This window comes from Paenibacillus ottowii (assembly GCF_006874425.1).
Lineage (GTDB): Bacteria > Bacillota > Bacilli > Paenibacillales > Paenibacillaceae > Paenibacillus > Paenibacillus ottowii.
Map to the genome: position 1 here is coordinate 392,311 of NZ_VIJZ01000004.1, position 14,974 is coordinate 407,284.

General features: G+C 45.2%; 13 protein-coding genes and 1 pseudogene. All 14 read left to right on the plus strand.

The genetic code is table 11. The features are described from left to right. The first annotated feature begins 1 nt into the window (after position 1). The 14 genes and pseudogenes from FKV70_RS11990 (at position 2) to proS (ending at position 14,781) form a co-directional block, all read left to right on the plus strand. The gene (locus FKV70_RS11990; protein ID WP_142612968.1) at positions 2 to 1,411 is read left to right on the plus strand and encodes a DUF342 domain-containing protein; all 1,410 of its coding nucleotides are present in this window, start codon (positions 2 to 4) and stop codon (positions 1,409 to 1,411) included. A gap of 80 nt (positions 1,412 to 1,491) precedes the next feature. Further along, positions 1,492 to 1,812, plus strand: coding sequence for a hypothetical protein (locus FKV70_RS11995; RefSeq protein WP_142612969.1), 321 nt, complete (start codon positions 1,492 to 1,494; stop codon positions 1,810 to 1,812). A 41-nt stretch (positions 1,813 to 1,853) separates the two neighbouring features. Beyond that, entirely contained in the window at positions 1,854 to 2,381 is a 528-nt protein-coding gene (locus FKV70_RS12000; RefSeq protein WP_064798095.1) for a DUF6115 domain-containing protein, read from the plus strand. Further along, positions 2,378 to 3,025, plus strand: coding sequence for an endolytic transglycosylase MltG (locus FKV70_RS12005; protein ID WP_142612970.1), 648 nt, complete (start codon positions 2,378 to 2,380; stop codon positions 3,023 to 3,025). Before FKV70_RS12000 ends, FKV70_RS12005 begins: the two co-directional genes overlap by 4 nt. Before the next feature lie 281 nt (positions 3,026 to 3,306). Continuing rightward, positions 3,307 to 5,720 (plus strand): annotated as a pseudogene (gene helD, locus FKV70_RS12010) (RNA polymerase recycling motor HelD). Positions 5,721 to 6,071: 351 nt separating this feature from the next. Next, entirely contained in the window at positions 6,072 to 6,770 is a 699-nt protein-coding gene (rpsB, locus tag FKV70_RS12015; protein WP_013309916.1) for a 30S ribosomal protein S2, read from the plus strand. Positions 6,771 to 6,902: 132 nt separating this feature from the next. Next, positions 6,903 to 7,553 carry a translation elongation factor Ts gene (gene tsf, locus FKV70_RS12020; protein ID WP_013370709.1) on the plus strand — a complete coding sequence of 217 codons (651 nt, stop codon included), beginning with the start codon at positions 6,903 to 6,905 and terminating at the stop codon, positions 7,551 to 7,553. A gap of 120 nt (positions 7,554 to 7,673) precedes the next feature. Beyond that, positions 7,674 to 8,402, plus strand: a complete 729-nt coding sequence (gene pyrH / locus FKV70_RS12025) for a UMP kinase (RefSeq protein WP_063208903.1) — start codon at positions 7,674 to 7,676, stop codon at positions 8,400 to 8,402. Then, on the plus strand, positions 8,402 to 8,956 hold the full coding sequence (gene frr / locus FKV70_RS12030; protein WP_014599669.1) for a ribosome recycling factor: 555 nt from the start codon (positions 8,402 to 8,404) through the stop codon (positions 8,954 to 8,956). The genes pyrH and frr overlap by 1 nt, the downstream gene beginning before the upstream one ends. Before the next feature lie 85 nt (positions 8,957 to 9,041). Next, the gene (locus FKV70_RS12035) at positions 9,042 to 9,809 is read left to right on the plus strand and encodes an isoprenyl transferase (RefSeq protein ID WP_063208901.1); all 768 of its coding nucleotides are present in this window, start codon (positions 9,042 to 9,044) and stop codon (positions 9,807 to 9,809) included. A gap of 17 nt (positions 9,810 to 9,826) precedes the next feature. Beyond that, positions 9,827 to 10,618 (plus strand): phosphatidate cytidylyltransferase, encoded by a 792-nt coding sequence (locus FKV70_RS12040; protein WP_142612971.1) that lies wholly within the window; start codon positions 9,827 to 9,829, stop codon positions 10,616 to 10,618. A gap of 145 nt (positions 10,619 to 10,763) precedes the next feature. Then, the gene (locus FKV70_RS12045; protein ID WP_063208893.1) at positions 10,764 to 11,903 is read left to right on the plus strand and encodes a 1-deoxy-D-xylulose-5-phosphate reductoisomerase; all 1,140 of its coding nucleotides are present in this window, start codon (positions 10,764 to 10,766) and stop codon (positions 11,901 to 11,903) included. 107 nt (positions 11,904 to 12,010) lie between these two features. Continuing rightward, complete coding sequence (rseP, locus tag FKV70_RS12050) at positions 12,011 to 13,282, plus strand: RIP metalloprotease RseP (protein WP_063208891.1); 1,272 nt, start codon at positions 12,011 to 12,013, stop codon at positions 13,280 to 13,282. A 50-nt stretch (positions 13,283 to 13,332) separates the two neighbouring features. Further along, positions 13,333 to 14,781, plus strand: coding sequence for a proline--tRNA ligase (gene proS / locus FKV70_RS12055; RefSeq protein WP_142612972.1), 1,449 nt, complete (start codon positions 13,333 to 13,335; stop codon positions 14,779 to 14,781). Positions 14,782 to 14,974 lie beyond the last annotated feature (193 nt).

Consider the following 14,974-nt stretch of genomic DNA (forward strand, 5'->3'; position numbering starts at 1 on the left):
TGTGGAGAAGCAGTATGCTTTGGATCAGTTTTTAAAAGTGGTTGTCTCACCTGACAAACAATCCGCCTACTTGGAGTTTGCCAAACGTGAAGAAGGCTTTGCCTGTTCTGTAGAAGAAATAGAACGTTTTCTAAGCAACCAAAAAATAACCTACGGTCTAATTACCGATGCAATTCGCACATTTGCGGCAAATCCGGAAGGTCATTTCTTCGGAAAATTACTGATTGCTCAGGGAAAGCCGCCGATCCACGGTACAAACGGAAAAATTAATCTGGCCGATATTGTCACCGGTGAAGATGCACATAAGCCACTTGAAACGGTAGATGGACGGGTGGATTATAAGGAATTAACTCGTTTAAGAAATGTGAAACGTGGACAACTGATTGCCGAACGGGTGGACCCTCTGCCAGGTGTACCGGGAATTGCTGTAACCGGAGAGGAAATCCCTTTTCTTCCAGGCAAAGAGGCGCGTTTTAAAGTTGGAAAAAATGTAGTGATCCATCCAGAAGGCGTTGCGATGTACGCAGCTATTGATGGCTTAGTGACTACAACTGAAAAAGGCAAGCTTAATGTGTTCCCGGTGTATGAAGTGAACGGAGACGTTGATTACAGCGTCGGTAACATTGATTTTGTTGGAACCGTCGTCATTCGTGGGAATGTTTTGACAGGTTTTCGTGTTCGAGCGGCTGGCGATATTCGTGTCATTGGCGGTGTAGAAGGCGCTGAAATAGAGGCGGATGGTTCAGTGGAAATTAGCGGTGGTATTATTGGATACCATAAAGGATTCGTAAAAGCTGCACAAAATGTGAAATGCTCGTTTATACAAGATGGTAACGTGATTGCGGGAGGCGATGTACTTGTATCCCAAAGCATCATGCACTCCCAGATCAAAGCGAGTAATAATGTAATCTGCGAAGGGACAAAAGGACTTATCGTAGGTGGCAGTGTACAAGCTGGTAAAAAAGTAGTGGCACGTACCATCGGTAATACGATGTCTACAGCTACTAATATCGAAGTGGGCGTGCTTCCCGAACTGCGTGATGAACTGACAGAACTCCGCGCACGGTTGAAGCAGCAGACAGACAGCCAGGATAAAACGAATAAGGCTCTTACAATATTGGATCAGCTCGCGGCTGCCGGACAACTCGCACCTGACAGAATGGCTATGCGAATCAAGCTGACATCTACGAAAAAATCGAATGAACAGGAACTTTTGGAAACAAAGTCCAGAATGCTTGAAATTGAACGAACATTAGAAGATACGAGCCGCGCCCGGGTAGAAGTAAAAAATGTGATTTACGGTGGCTCTAAAATAGTTATCGGCAGATATACAAAATTTATTAAAGATTCTTTGGAAAGAATGGCGTTTTATTATCATGAGGGAGATATCAGCATGTCCTCCTACATGTAATCAATATACTGATAATAATTCAATTTATTATATTTCTCGGTAGTCTGATACGGATGCCCAATCGGAAAGGGTGTGGTCCAATGAGCTTGAAGGCTGTTGAATTGCAAATTGCTGTACCTCGTACCAGTGAAGTGGGGAAATACCATAGCGAGTCCCAGCAGCGGCCGATGAATGACCAGGCATTACTTGGACAAAAGGCTGCGCTGGAGACGGAGAACATGCGTCAGCGAAGCAGTGCCATAGATCAATCTGCGGAAACATTCGTTGGTGAGAGGCAAACAGGTGAGCAGAGCAGAGATTCTTCCCAGCAGAGCCGCTCCCGCTCAGGTGAAGCCGAGCTGCCTAAGGAGCATCCGGCAGAGCATCCGTATAAGGGACATCATATTGATTTTTCGCTCTGATCCGATGGGCGGAGAAGCGTAATTAAAGGAGACGATGGGCAGTGGATCAACCATGGATTTATATTGTTCTGCTGGGAGCCGCAGCTGTTGTCTACGCCTGGCTTCTGCCAAAGCGCCAGCCAAGCCGGGGAACAGAAGAGGCCGTCGTTCAAAAGGTTGAGGCTACATTGGAGCAATACATGGCCGATATTGAAAACGATAATGACGAGCTGATTGAGCTTGTATCTGGTATGAAGCAGGAGCATGCGGTTAAGCAGGCAGCGTTACAGGAGCAAGTAGCTGAGCTTCGGAGCCGTATTGTGGAGCTGGAGCGTCAGGCAATGCTTGGCGCCGTATCTGTGCCAGTTTTAGATTCAGAAGAAGCTCCTTTTGTGACTATGGAGGAGCAGACGGCATTGCAGGAGCCTCAAACTGAGCAGGAACCAGAGTCCATCCGGGATCGTTATCAAGAGTTGTTCGCAATGCATGAGCAAGGCAAGTCGGTGGATTATATAGCCAAGCAATCAGGCATCCAGCGGGGCGAAGTGCAGCTCATATTACAACTCGCAGAACGGGAGGATGTGACGTGATCAAAAATCGCTCATTTATGTTAGGCATGGGTACGGGTCTTATCATGGGGGCATTGTTGTTGCAGCTGGCGATAATTGGGCAAGGACAGTCGCCCCAGTCTTCAGTAGACCCGAAAGACATGACGCGAGAACAACTAGAAAAGGCAGCAGCAGAGTTAAATCTTCAGATCAGTGACAGTTCTGATCCAAAAATGACAGAAGAGGAATGGCGGAATAAGCTGATCAAAGAAGGCAACAAAACTCCTGTTACACCTCAAAAGGCTAAACCAGCTCAAACACCATCAACACCAAAGGTACCTGCAAACAGTACATCTTCGGCTGCTTCTAAGCCTTCGACCAGCATGTCGGTACCACAAAGTCCAAACAAACCGCAAACTCAAAGGGCTGACACTACAACCACTCCCAATATTCCCAAGCAGCCAGTCACCCCACAAGTGCAATATAGCATTGCATCGGGTAGCAATTTGAGGAGTGTAGCGTCGGGATTGGAACGGGCAGGAGTTGTATCGGATGCCAATGCGTTTGAGGCGGCCGCTAAGGCTCAAAAAATTAATACTAAAATTCGTACAGGCACCTATCAGTTTGCTAAAGGTGAGGACTTCAGTTCTATTATTACTAAAATAACGAAGAAGCCGTCCAACTGACCTAATCGGGCAGAGGACGGCTTTTATTTTGCGTACAGGGCGAATATGTATCTTGTTAAAACTTCCTCAATCCGAATCAGTGTCTTAGTACTACCAAAGGATAATAAAAAATAAATTGAATGCAAAGATCCGCTATGATAAAATCAATAGCGGTATTGACATATTAAATCAATAAATATATCCGACATAATTCCTAATATAATTGTACATCTGGAGATATGATTTGTCAATGCTCTTTTTTACCCCCTAAAAAAACGGAAAAAGGAGTGTGTTCAAAAAGCGTGGAAGCGAAAGATTGGCGACAAGAACAGGAGCGGTTGGAACGAGTCAGGCACAAGCTGCAGGAGAGAATCGCCGAACTGGAGCCGAAGGTTGCCGGACTGTGGGAGCAAGCTACGGACATCCGTAAGCGATTCTGGGAAGAAGTTACGGTTAACACAAGCACATACGAAGATTTCGAAGAAACCTTCTACACGATAAACCAGCAGTCTGCGGTATTGGCCGAACGGGAGCGTGGTCATAAGCTGTTGACACAGCAATGGAAAAGTATGAATCGTCTACTCCCGTCTCCTTATTTTGGGCGTCTCGACTTTCAAGAGGATGGTCTGGGTTTCAGCGAGCAGATCTATATCGGTGTATCTTCCTTCATCGACGAAGATGGATTGAGCTTTCTGATCTATGACTGGCGTACGCCAATCGCGAGCCTGTACTACGATTGCACCCCAGGCCTGGCGTCTTATGTTGCGCCGGTCGGACGAATCGAAGGGACGATGGAGCTCAAACGACAGTTCCAAATTCAAAACGGGCAAATCCGCAACATGTTTGACGCCAGCGAAACGATCGGAGACAAAGTCCTGCAGCAAGTGCTTGGCAAAGGTGCGGACTCGCAAATGAAGAGTATCGTGGCCACGATCCAGAAGGAACAAAACGCCATTATCCGCAATGACAAAAGCCGGATGCTTATCGTGCAGGGGGCGGCTGGCAGCGGTAAGACTTCCGTAGCATTGCAGCGGGTGGCGTATTTGCTATACAAACACCGCCAGACGATCAAGGCCGATCAGGTCGTTCTTTTCTCACCGAATCCGATGTTTTCCAGCTATATCTCCACCGTGCTTCCGGAGCTCGGTGAAGAGAACATGCAGCAGACGACTTTTCAAGAATATCTCGACTATTGGTTAGGTTCCTCTTTACAGTCAGAGGACCCCTTTGATCAGTTTGAATATGTATTAACCGTACAAGGAACACCGGGATATGAGGCCCGCCTTCAGGGGATCAAGTATAAAGCTTCCGCTGCTTTCCTGAAAGCTCTGCAGAACTATGGAATATGGTTGGGACAGGAAGGGATGCAATTCAACGATATTCGGTTTCGGAACCGTGATTTAATTACCGCTGAGCGAATGAGAAGTTTTACGATTATGACCGTTCGTTGCCATTGTACAATCGCGTTGTCCTCTTGCAAGAATGGCTGTTGAATGAACTGACCTCGCTGGAACACATGGAACGTGATGCGCTTTGGGTAGAGGAAGAGTTGAATTATCTCGACGCCGAGCAGTACGCCGAAGTCTTCAGAATGCTGCATAAAGAGAGGGAAGTATTTGACGTTGCGGAACAATACGCTGCAATTCGTGAGAAAATGAACAGCAAGCGTCGGGAAGATGAAGGCGACTTTGACTTCGCCCAGAGGGAGGAAGAATTGCTCCGTCGTAGGATCGTGAAAGAAAGCTTTAAACCACTAAGGAAAATCGTGAAAAAACTTTTGTTTGTAGATATCAAAGGCATATATAGCCAATTGTTTGTTGACGAAGCCACATATTTGGAGAGAACAGATGGGGTCGGCATCCCTTCACTATGGCCTGAAATATGCAGGCAAACCAAGGAAATGCTGCACCGGAACGAGTTATTCTATGAGGATGCGACTCCGTATTTGTACGTAAAAGAACTGATCGAAGGTGTGCGTACGAACACGGAAATACGGTATGTTTTCGTTGATGAGGGACAGGATTATTCGCCGTTTCAATATGAATATCTAAAAAAGCTGTTCCCTCGTGCCCGGATGACGGTGCTCGGCGATTTTGGGCAAGCAATCTTTATGCAGGCCACCAGTCTGGATGCATCCGATTCGCCGCTTGTTCGCCTTTTCGGCGAAGCTGAAACAACCCTTTTCCGCTTGGTACGAAGTTATCGTTCAACGAAGGAAATCGTTGAATTTACGAGATTGATGCTCCCAGGCGGAGAAGAAATTGCACCGTTTGAAAGGGGAGGCCTAAAACCACTTCTCACGAGACTGGGCGGTAGGGAGAAACGTAATGTGCAGATCCTGGCAGACATTGCAGCACTCAAAGCCGAGGGCTTCGATTCCATTGCTGTCATTACGAAGACCGCAGTCGAAAGTCGTGAGGCCTATGAATCGTTACGGATTCATGGAGGTGAAGCTCTGCAGCTCATAACGAAGGAGACGTTAGAATTTGAAAAAGGAGTAATGGTTATTCCGGTGTATCTTGCCAAAGGTGTCGAGTTCGATGCAGTTTTGGTCTACGATGCATCGTCCGAAGCTTACAGCCGGGTCAACGAACGCAAGCTTCTTTATACAGCATGTACGCGAGCCATGCACCGACTTCATCTTTACACGACGGGGAATTGGACGCCGTTCGTGCAGGCGTTGCCTGCGCATTTGTACAAGGAAGCGACATATTGAACGAGTCGGAGGTGATGTGGAGCGCGATAAGCTACAGCTTATGACTCAGCAAGTCTTTGATGCCATCCGGTCTTCCCTCATTAAGACCGATTGTGAGCAACAATTTCGTGTGACTCCCAAATTCCGCATGTCCAGAGTCAGGCAGATGAAAGTGTATGGGGCCTTTTTATACGGTTTCAACTATTGTCGAAAAGCTGGTTGCAACGCTGCAAGTGTTATGGTATATTAATTGACGGTGTTAAAAACGCACGTCGGTTAATTTTATAAAGGGTGCTTTCAATTAGAGAGTCTTTATAAAAAATGATATCGGCGGAGGACACACAAAAAACCAAACTTAGGAGGTGCGTGAAGATGGCAGTAATCTCCATGAAACAGCTTTTGGAAGCTGGGGTTCACTTTGGTCACCAAACACGTCGCTGGAACCCGAAAATGGATCGTTATATCTTCACTGAAAGAAACGGTATTTACATCATTGACTTGCAAAAGACAGTGAAAAAGGTTGAGGAAGCTTACAACTTCGTAAAAAGCATTGCAGCTGAGAATGGTACAATTCTGTTCGTAGGCACGAAGAAACAAGCACAAGATTCCGTTAAAGAAGAAGCAGCACGCGCTGGTCAATTCTACATCAACCAACGTTGGTTGGGTGGTACACTGACTAACTTCCAAACTATTCAAAAACGTATTGATCGTTTAAAACAATTGGAAGCTTGGGAAGAAGATGGTACATTTGCTGTTCTTCCTAAAAAAGAAGTTATCATTCTTCGCAAAGAAAAAGATCGTCTTGAAAAATTCTTGGGCGGTATCAAAAACATGAAGGGCCTTCCAAGTGCTCTGTTCATCATTGATCCACGCAAAGAACGTATCGCGGTTGCTGAAGCTCGCAAATTGGGTATCCCAATCGTGGGTATCGTTGATACAAACTGTGATCCAGACGAAATCGACTATGTTATCCCAGGTAATGATGACGCGATCCGCGCTGTTAAATTGCTGACAGGTAAAATGGCTGATGCAGTTATGGAAGCTAACCAAGGCGAAGAAACTACAGCATAATATTTCCGATTGGAAATACCTATACGAATTAAATGAAAAGGGTGGTTGGTAGGTGGAAAACCTCTCACTACCCTTTTTTTAAGGAATAAATCTCGTATATACCACTGAAAATTAAATTTGGAGGGAAATAATATGGCAGTTAATGCTAGCGCAGTAAAAGAGCTTCGTGAAAAAACAGGCGCAGGAATGCTGGATTGCAAAAAAGCGCTTGAAGAAGCAAATGGTGATTTGACAAAAGCGGTTGAAGTTCTGCGTGAAAAAGGACTTGCAGCTGCAGCCAACAAAGCAGGCCGTATCGCTACTGAAGGCGTTGTTGAATCTTACATCCATGCTGGCGGCCGTATCGGCGTACTGGTAGAAGTAAACTGCGAAACAGACTTCGTGGCAAAAACTGACCAGTTCAAAGATTTTGTTCGTGACATTGCAATGCATATCGCTGCATCGAACCCTCGTTATGTTCGTCGTGAAGAAGTGCCACAGGAAGAGATCGAAAAAGAAAAAGAAATCCTGAAAGCACAAGCTCTGAACGAAGGCAAACCAGAAAAAATCGTTGAAAAAATGGTTGAAGGCCGCATCGGTAAATTCTACGAAGAATTCTGCTTGCTGGAGCAATCTTTCATTAAAGATCCAGACAAAACAATCTCCACACTGATCAACGAGAAAATCAGTACGATTGGTGAAAATATCTCCGTACGTCGCTTTGTTCGTTTCGAACTGGGTGAAGGCCTGGAGAAAAAAGAAGACAACTTCTACGAAGAAGTTATGTCTCAAGTGAAACAATAATTACCAGCTATCGGTAATTGCATATGAAAAAACAGAAATGGAACACATCAGTGTTCCTTTTCTTGCAACAGGACACCTATCCTGTTACATAAAAAATATATGAAATTGGAGGGTGATCATTTGGAAAAACCTGTGTTTAAGCGTGTTGTTCTGAAAGTTAGTGGAGAATCGCTGTCAGGTCCTAACGGTTATGGTATTGATGCGGATACAATTGCGTCGATTGCCCAGCAAGTCAAAGACGTAGTGGAACTGGGAGTAGAAGTTGCTATTGTGTGCGGAGGCGGTAATATCTGGCGTGGTATTGCTGGAAGTGCCAATGGGATCGACCGGGCAACGGCAGACTACATGGGTATGCTTGCGACCGTGATGAACTCACTGGCTTTACAGGATGCTTTGGAACAAATTGAGGTGCCTACGCGTGTACAAACATCCATCGCGATGCAACAGATTGCAGAACCATATATTCGTCGTAGAGCTATCCGTCATCTGGAAAAAGGTCGTGTCGTTATTTTTGCCGCAGGCACGGGTAATCCGTTCTTCTCGACTGATACTACAGCTGCTTTGCGTGCCGCTGAGATCGAAGCTGAAGTCATTCTGATGGCTAAAAATAAAGTGGATGGTGTATACTCCGCCGATCCGTTTAAAGATAGCACAGCTGAAAAATATGAGCAGCTTACGTATTTGGATGTGCTTAACAAAAATCTCGGTGTCATGGATTCTACAGCTTCCTCGCTGTGCATGGATAACAATATTCCGTTGATTGTCTTTGCTATTACAGAGCAAGGTAACATTAAACGTGTCGTACTGGGTGAAAAAATTGGTACGATCGTCAAAGGGAGTGTAAATTAATGCCACAATCTGTGAAAAAGAGCGCTGAAGAGCGCATGCAAAAAGCAATCCAGGCATTGCAACGTGATCTGGCATCTTTGCGTGCAGGACGGGCAACACCAGCATTACTGGACCGTGTACAGGTTGAATATTACGGCGCAATGACTCCAGTTAATCAGCTGGCGAATATCAACACACCTGATAGTCGGACTTTGATGATTCAGCCTTGGGACAAATCTTCTTTGGCTGATATCGAACGCGCTATCCAAAAATCCGATTTAGGTTTGACACCCTCAAATGACGGCAACACCATTCGTCTGAGTATCCCTGCTTTAACGGAAGAGCGTAGAACTGACTTGGTAAAGCTGACGAAAAAAAGCGGTGAAGAAGCAAAAATCGCTATCCGTAACATTCGTCGTGATGCAAATGATGATATCAAAAAAATGGAAAAAAGTGATATTTCCGAGGACGAATCTCGTAAGCATCAGGAAGATATCCAGAAGACGACGGATAAGTTTATCGCTGAAGTGGATAAAGTTTTAGCTGCAAAAGAAAAAGAAATCATGGAAGTTTAAAAAGATTGGCAGCCCCTCCCTTACGGTGGGGTTTGTCTCTTTTCAAGCCTGAGGCACATTTTCAGAGAATGCTGGAGGAACTGGAATGATCAAACGGGTTCGGTCTTGGTGGAACGGGGAACAAAAACAGCAAACACCGGCCATTTCAAAGGACAATATTCCGCAGCATGTTGCTGTCATCATGGATGGGAACGGCAGATGGGCCAAACGGATTGGAATGCCGCGGATTGTAGGGCATCAAAATGGAATGAAAGCAGTGAAGCGCACAGCAATTGCAGCGGATGAACTGGGTATTAAATATTTAACAATGTTTGCTTTTTCAACTGAGAATTGGACGCGTCCCAAGGACGAAGTTGATTTTCTAATGAAACTACCTCAAGAATTTTTGGCAATTGAGTTGGATGAGTTAATCGAAAAAAATGTGCAAGTACGTATGATGGGAAACAAGGAACATTTACCTTCCCATACCGTTGAAGCGTTGACTGAAGCGACTCGACGTACTGAAAATAATACTGGACTTGTACTTAATTTTGCATTAAATTATGGCAGTCGGCTGGAAATCACAGAATGCATGCAAGCATTGGGCCGCCAAATTGAGGCTGGGGAGCTTAAGCCGGAAGATATAACATCTGATCTAATTGGCAACACATTGCTCTCTGCGGGTATGCCGGATCCTGATTTGTTAATTCGAACGAGCGGGGAACTTAGACTCAGTAATTTTATGCTTTGGCAGCTTGCATATAGTGAGTTGTGGTTTACTGATATTTATTGGCCCGAGTTTAAGAAAGAGCACTTATACGAAGCAGTGATTGAATATCAGAAAAGATCACGGCGGTATGGCGGACTGAAGTAAATGGAGGATGAAAGCCGTTGAGACAGAGATTAATTACCGGTATTCTGGCAGGCATATTCTTTTTGGCAATGGTCCTGTGGGGCGGCTTGGCCTACCATTTGCTTATATTGGTGATGGCCCTAATCGGATTTTATGAGTTCGCACGAATGGCGCAGGTATCTCCTTTTGGAGGTACAGCATTGCTTGGCTATGTAAGCATATTAGCATTTGTATTCCCGTATCAACTTCTGGGGTTGCACTCACCATTATCCCTTGCCAGTTTGCTATGGCTGGTAATGATCGTGTTTATGATGATTACGGTAGGAACGAAAAATAAAATCCCGATTCAAACGGTAGCTATTTTATTTCTGGGTACTGTATATATAGGTTTTGGATTTTCGTATATTGCGGAATCACGTCATATGGAACATGGCCTGTTATGGACTTTTTTGCTATTGGCTTGTATTTGGGCAAGTGATGCAGGAGCTTATTTTGTAGGCAAATTGGCAGGGAAAACGAAGCTATGGCCTGCAATTAGTCCAAACAAAACGGTTGAAGGGTCCGTTGGCGGAGTTATTTTAGCGCTGGTTATAGCTCTGGTATTCGCTGGATTATCAGGTGGTCTGCTGCCATGGGGTAAAGCCTTGGGCATCGGCTTGTCATGCGCTGTTGTGGGACAACTGGGTGATTTGGTACAATCTGCATACAAACGAGTGTACGGCATTAAAGATTCTGGTAATCTACTGCCAGGACACGGTGGTATACTAGACCGCTGCGACAGCTGGATTGTCGTTTTTCCATTTGTACATATGCTGATGCTGCTTCCATGAGCCTGGTGATTATAACTTATGCTCAGGATCAACCTCTATGATGTTCACCCTGCGTTATTAGCAGGATGGAACCAGTTGCATAGTTGTCTGGATAACTAACAATGAGCTCCTGATAAGCGTGATTTTCAGGATAGGAAGGTGCATCATGAAAAGAATTACGGTACTTGGTTCAACCGGATCTATTGGAACTCAAACGCTGGATGTGGTGTCTATGCACCCAGATCAGTTCACTGTTGAGGCTTTAGCGGGCGGCTCCAATATCAAGTTACTTGCTGAGCAAGCACATCTCTATCATCCCAAAAAGGTGTCTGTCGGTACTCGGCAGTTAGCGGATGAAATTCGTCCTTTACTGCCTTCTGGAATCGAACTACACTATGGAAATGAAGGGCTCGTTGAGCTGGCTGCAAACACAGAGGCAGATATGGTTGTGACGGCTGTAATGGGCAGTGTCGGATTGCACTCCACGCTGGCCGCGATTGAGGCTGGAAAACAGATCGGTTTGGCCAATAAGGAAACACTGGTTACGGCCGGTCATCTGGTCACAGCGCGGGCTCGGGCGAAAGGAGTGCCGTTGCTGCCGATTGACAGTGAGCATTCAGCTATTTTCCAATGCTTGAATGGTGAGCATATGAAAGATGTGGCACATATTACCCTCACAGCATCAGGCGGTTCTTTTCGAGATTTGACAAGAGAACAGCTGCGTGAAGTCACCGTGGAAGATGCACTTAAGCATCCTAATTGGTCAATGGGGGCCAAAATTACAATTGATTCAGCAACGATGGTGAACAAAGGGCTGGAAGTCATTGAGGCACATTGGCTGTTTGGACTTGGCTATGAGCAGATTCATGTGCTGCTTCATCCGGAAAGCATTATTCACTCCTACGTCGAGTTTCAGGATACAAGTATTGTTGCCCAACTTGGGAACCCGGACATGAGAGTACCCATTCAATATGCTTTAACTTACCCTGAGCGGATGAAGTCTCCGGCGAAACCTCTGTCACTGGCTGAAGTGGGAAAACTCCATTTTAAGGAAATGGATTTTAATCGTTTTCCATGTTTAAGGCTTGCCTTCGAATGTGGTAAAATGGGTGGTACAGCACCAACCGCATTTAATGCTGCTAATGAGATTGCTGTTGCCCGTTTCTTGCGTGGAGAAATTTCTTTTCTGCATATTGAAGCTATTATTGAACAGGTGCTCGAACAACATGTCAATATAACGGATCCTGATTTGTCTACGATTGAAATCTGTGACCGCGAGGCTCGTATCATAGCTGCGAAATTGTAGGCTAATGTTGGGTTAAGAAAGGAATTGTGATTCTCTTGTGCGAGTTCGGAGAATAATGATAATCTAGGAAGACAAACTCGATCTCATTGAAAGGGGAACGGAAACGATTGGAAACGATTCAAATAGTGTTGATGACGGTGCTCATGTTTTTCGTCATAGTGACGGTGCATGAATGGGGGCATTATTATTTCGCCAAACGCGCCGGGATTCTGGTACGGGAGTTTGCGATCGGTTTCGGTCCGAAACTGTTCTCTTATAAAAGAAACGAGACACGATTTACGCTGCGACTGCTGCCGTTTGGTGGTTTTGCCCGCATGGCGGGAGAGGATCCGGAGGTCAACGAAATTGAAACCGGACAAACGATTGCTGTACGCGTAACAGATGGCATCGTTAAGACCATTTATCTGGACCAACTGGATAACCGCAAGAATGTAGTGCGTGGTGAAGTGCTGGATATTGATCTGGAACAAGCGCTAACTATAAAATTGGATGTGGATGGCGAAGATCAGCAATATACTGTACACCCACAAGCCATGATGGTAACCAAAGGACAATCCATCCAAATTGCACCGAAGGATAGACAGTATGGGAGCAAAACAGTAGGACAGCGTGCGATGGCTATATTTGCTGGACCACTAATGAATTTTATTCTTGCCTTTATTTTGTTTGGTCTGCATATTCAGATGGTCGGCATACAGGTGGACAACCCGACGTATGTCCAAATTAGTGAAATTACAGCAGGTATGCCTGCTGCGGAAGCTGATTTGCATAAGGGAGATATTATTGAATCGGTGAACGGAATTGCAATTGGTGCGAATGTTGAAAACATGATCAAACTGATTGCGGATTCTCAAGACAAGCCGATGAAGTGGACAGTTCGCCGTGGTGATAAGACCTTTGATCTTACTATCACTCCGCGTGCAATGGAAGGACAAAAGGGTGGTAAGGTGGGCATTGTGCCTGAGCTTCCAAAACGTCAAGCAGGTGTTGGGGAAACGTTCAAATTTGCCGGACAATCCATGGTGAGAACGACAGACCTTATTTTCCAAGGGTTTAGCCAGCTTATTCAACGTTTTTCTATCAATGACCTAGGAGGCCCTGTACGTACTTTTGAAGTGACGGGACAAATTGCTAAGCAAGGTATTGAACAGTTGACATATTGGACTGCGATCATGAGTCTTTATCTGGGGATATTCAATCTGTTGCCTATTCCGGCGTTGGATGGAAGTAGACTTGTTTTCCTTGGTGTTGAGGCGGTAAGAGGACGTCCTGTTGATCCGAGCAGGGAAGGAATGGTTCATTTCGTTGGTTTTGCTATGCTATTCCTGCTTATGATTGCGGTCACGTATAATGATATTTTACGCTTAATTAATGGTTAATTAGAGACGGACATTATAAAAATGGTCTGTATGGGAGGACATGCATTTCTATGTCGAACGATAAACAGTTTGTCGAGGAAATCACGCCACAAAGCGAAGATTTTTCCCGATGGTATATTGATGTTATTAAAAAAGCAGAACTGATGGATTACTCGCCGGTTCGCGGATGTATTGTATTCCGTCCCGATGGTTTTGAGATTTGGGAACATATTAAGGAAGCTATGGATGTTCGTTTCAGAGAAACAGGTCACCGCAATGCGTATTTTCCGATGTTTATCCCAGAGAGCTTTTTCCAAAAAGAAAAAGAGCATGTGGAGGGATTTAATCCTGAACTGCCATGGGTGACTGAGGCTGGTGGAGAAAAGCTGGAAGAACGCCTTGCAATCCGTCCAACATCAGAAACCATGATCGGTCATATGTACTCGAAATGGATTCAATCCTATCGTGATCTGCCTGTGCTTATTAACCAATGGGCTAACGTGGTACGTTGGGAAAAACGGACGCTGCCTTTCTTGCGTACAAGTGAGTTTTTGTGGCAAGAGGGTCACACAGCCCATGAAACAGAAGAAGAAGCACGGGAAGAAACGATGAAAATGCTGGAAGTTTATCGTGAGGTCATCGAGGAAATTCTAGCTATTCCGGTTATTACTGGACAGAAAACACCTTCTGAAAAGTTCGCAGGTGCGAAGGATACATTTTCACTGGAAGCGATGATGAGAGATGGACGTGCGGTACAAGCTGGAACATCCCACTATATGGGAACTAACTTTGCCGTAGCATTTGACATTAAATATTTGAGTCGTGAAAACAACCTGGAATTCGCGCATACGACATCTTGGGGAACAAGTACACGTTTGATCGGTGCATTGATTATGGTCCATGGAGATGACCGTGGTCTCGCACTGCCTCCTAAAGTGGCACCTACACAGGTGATTATGGTCCCTATTGGACCACCTAAGAAACGCGATGCAGTTATCGCGCGTGCAGATGAATTATTCGCTGAGTTGAAACAAGCAGGTGTCCGTGTTAAAATGGACGACCGCAGCGATGTAAGTCCAGGCTGGAAATTTAATGAATACGAAATGCGCGGTGTTCCGGTTCGTCTGGAAATTGGACCTCGTGATATGGAAAACGGTGTCTGTGTGCTCGTATCCCGTATCAGCGGTGAGAAAAAAATTGTACAACAGGATCAACTGGTTGAAGAAGTACACGCGATGCTCGCACAGGTACAGCAGGAGATGTATAACCGTGCAAAGAATTTCATGGAAGAAAACTTCTATTCCGTCGACACGTTGGATGAAATGAAGACTCTCATGGAAGAAAAACGTGGCTTTACTTTGGCTGGATGGTGCGGATCTGAAGAATGTGAAGACAAAGTTAAAGAAGTGACAGGCGCTACAAGCCGTAACATACCGTTTAAAACAACCGAGCAAAAAACCACATGTTTGTGCTGTGGCAAACCAGCCAAGCATACAGTAGTGTTCGCACGGGCGTACTAATAAAGAAGGGCAATACCCTATACTCACTTCATTCTCTTCGCCAACAGGATAGCTGTTCCGGGATAATGTTCAGGGCTATCTATGTTGTTGTGATGAGATTGAAGAAGGCTACGAAAAGCTTTTGCGGTCGGAGATGTTTTAGACGCAGAAGCTTTTCATGTTTTCAGAATGGTAATTGGAAATTGGGGGGAGA

Coding starts and splice junctions, on each gene's coding strand:
- FKV70_RS11995 (WP_142612969.1), top strand. CDS start 1,492: ATGAGCTTGAAGGCTGTTGAATTGCAAATTGCTGTACCTCGTACCAGT.
- rpsB (WP_013309916.1), top strand. CDS start 6,072: ATGGCAGTAATCTCCATGAAACAGCTTTTGGAAGCTGGGGTTCACTTT.
- tsf (WP_013370709.1), top strand. CDS start 6,903: ATGGCAGTTAATGCTAGCGCAGTAAAAGAGCTTCGTGAAAAAACAGGC.
- frr (WP_014599669.1), top strand. CDS start 8,402: ATGCCACAATCTGTGAAAAAGAGCGCTGAAGAGCGCATGCAAAAAGCA.
- FKV70_RS12035 (WP_063208901.1), top strand. CDS start 9,042: ATGATCAAACGGGTTCGGTCTTGGTGGAACGGGGAACAAAAACAGCAA.
- FKV70_RS12045 (WP_063208893.1), top strand. CDS start 10,764: ATGAAAAGAATTACGGTACTTGGTTCAACCGGATCTATTGGAACTCAA.
- proS (WP_142612972.1), top strand. CDS start 13,333: ATGTCGAACGATAAACAGTTTGTCGAGGAAATCACGCCACAAAGCGAA.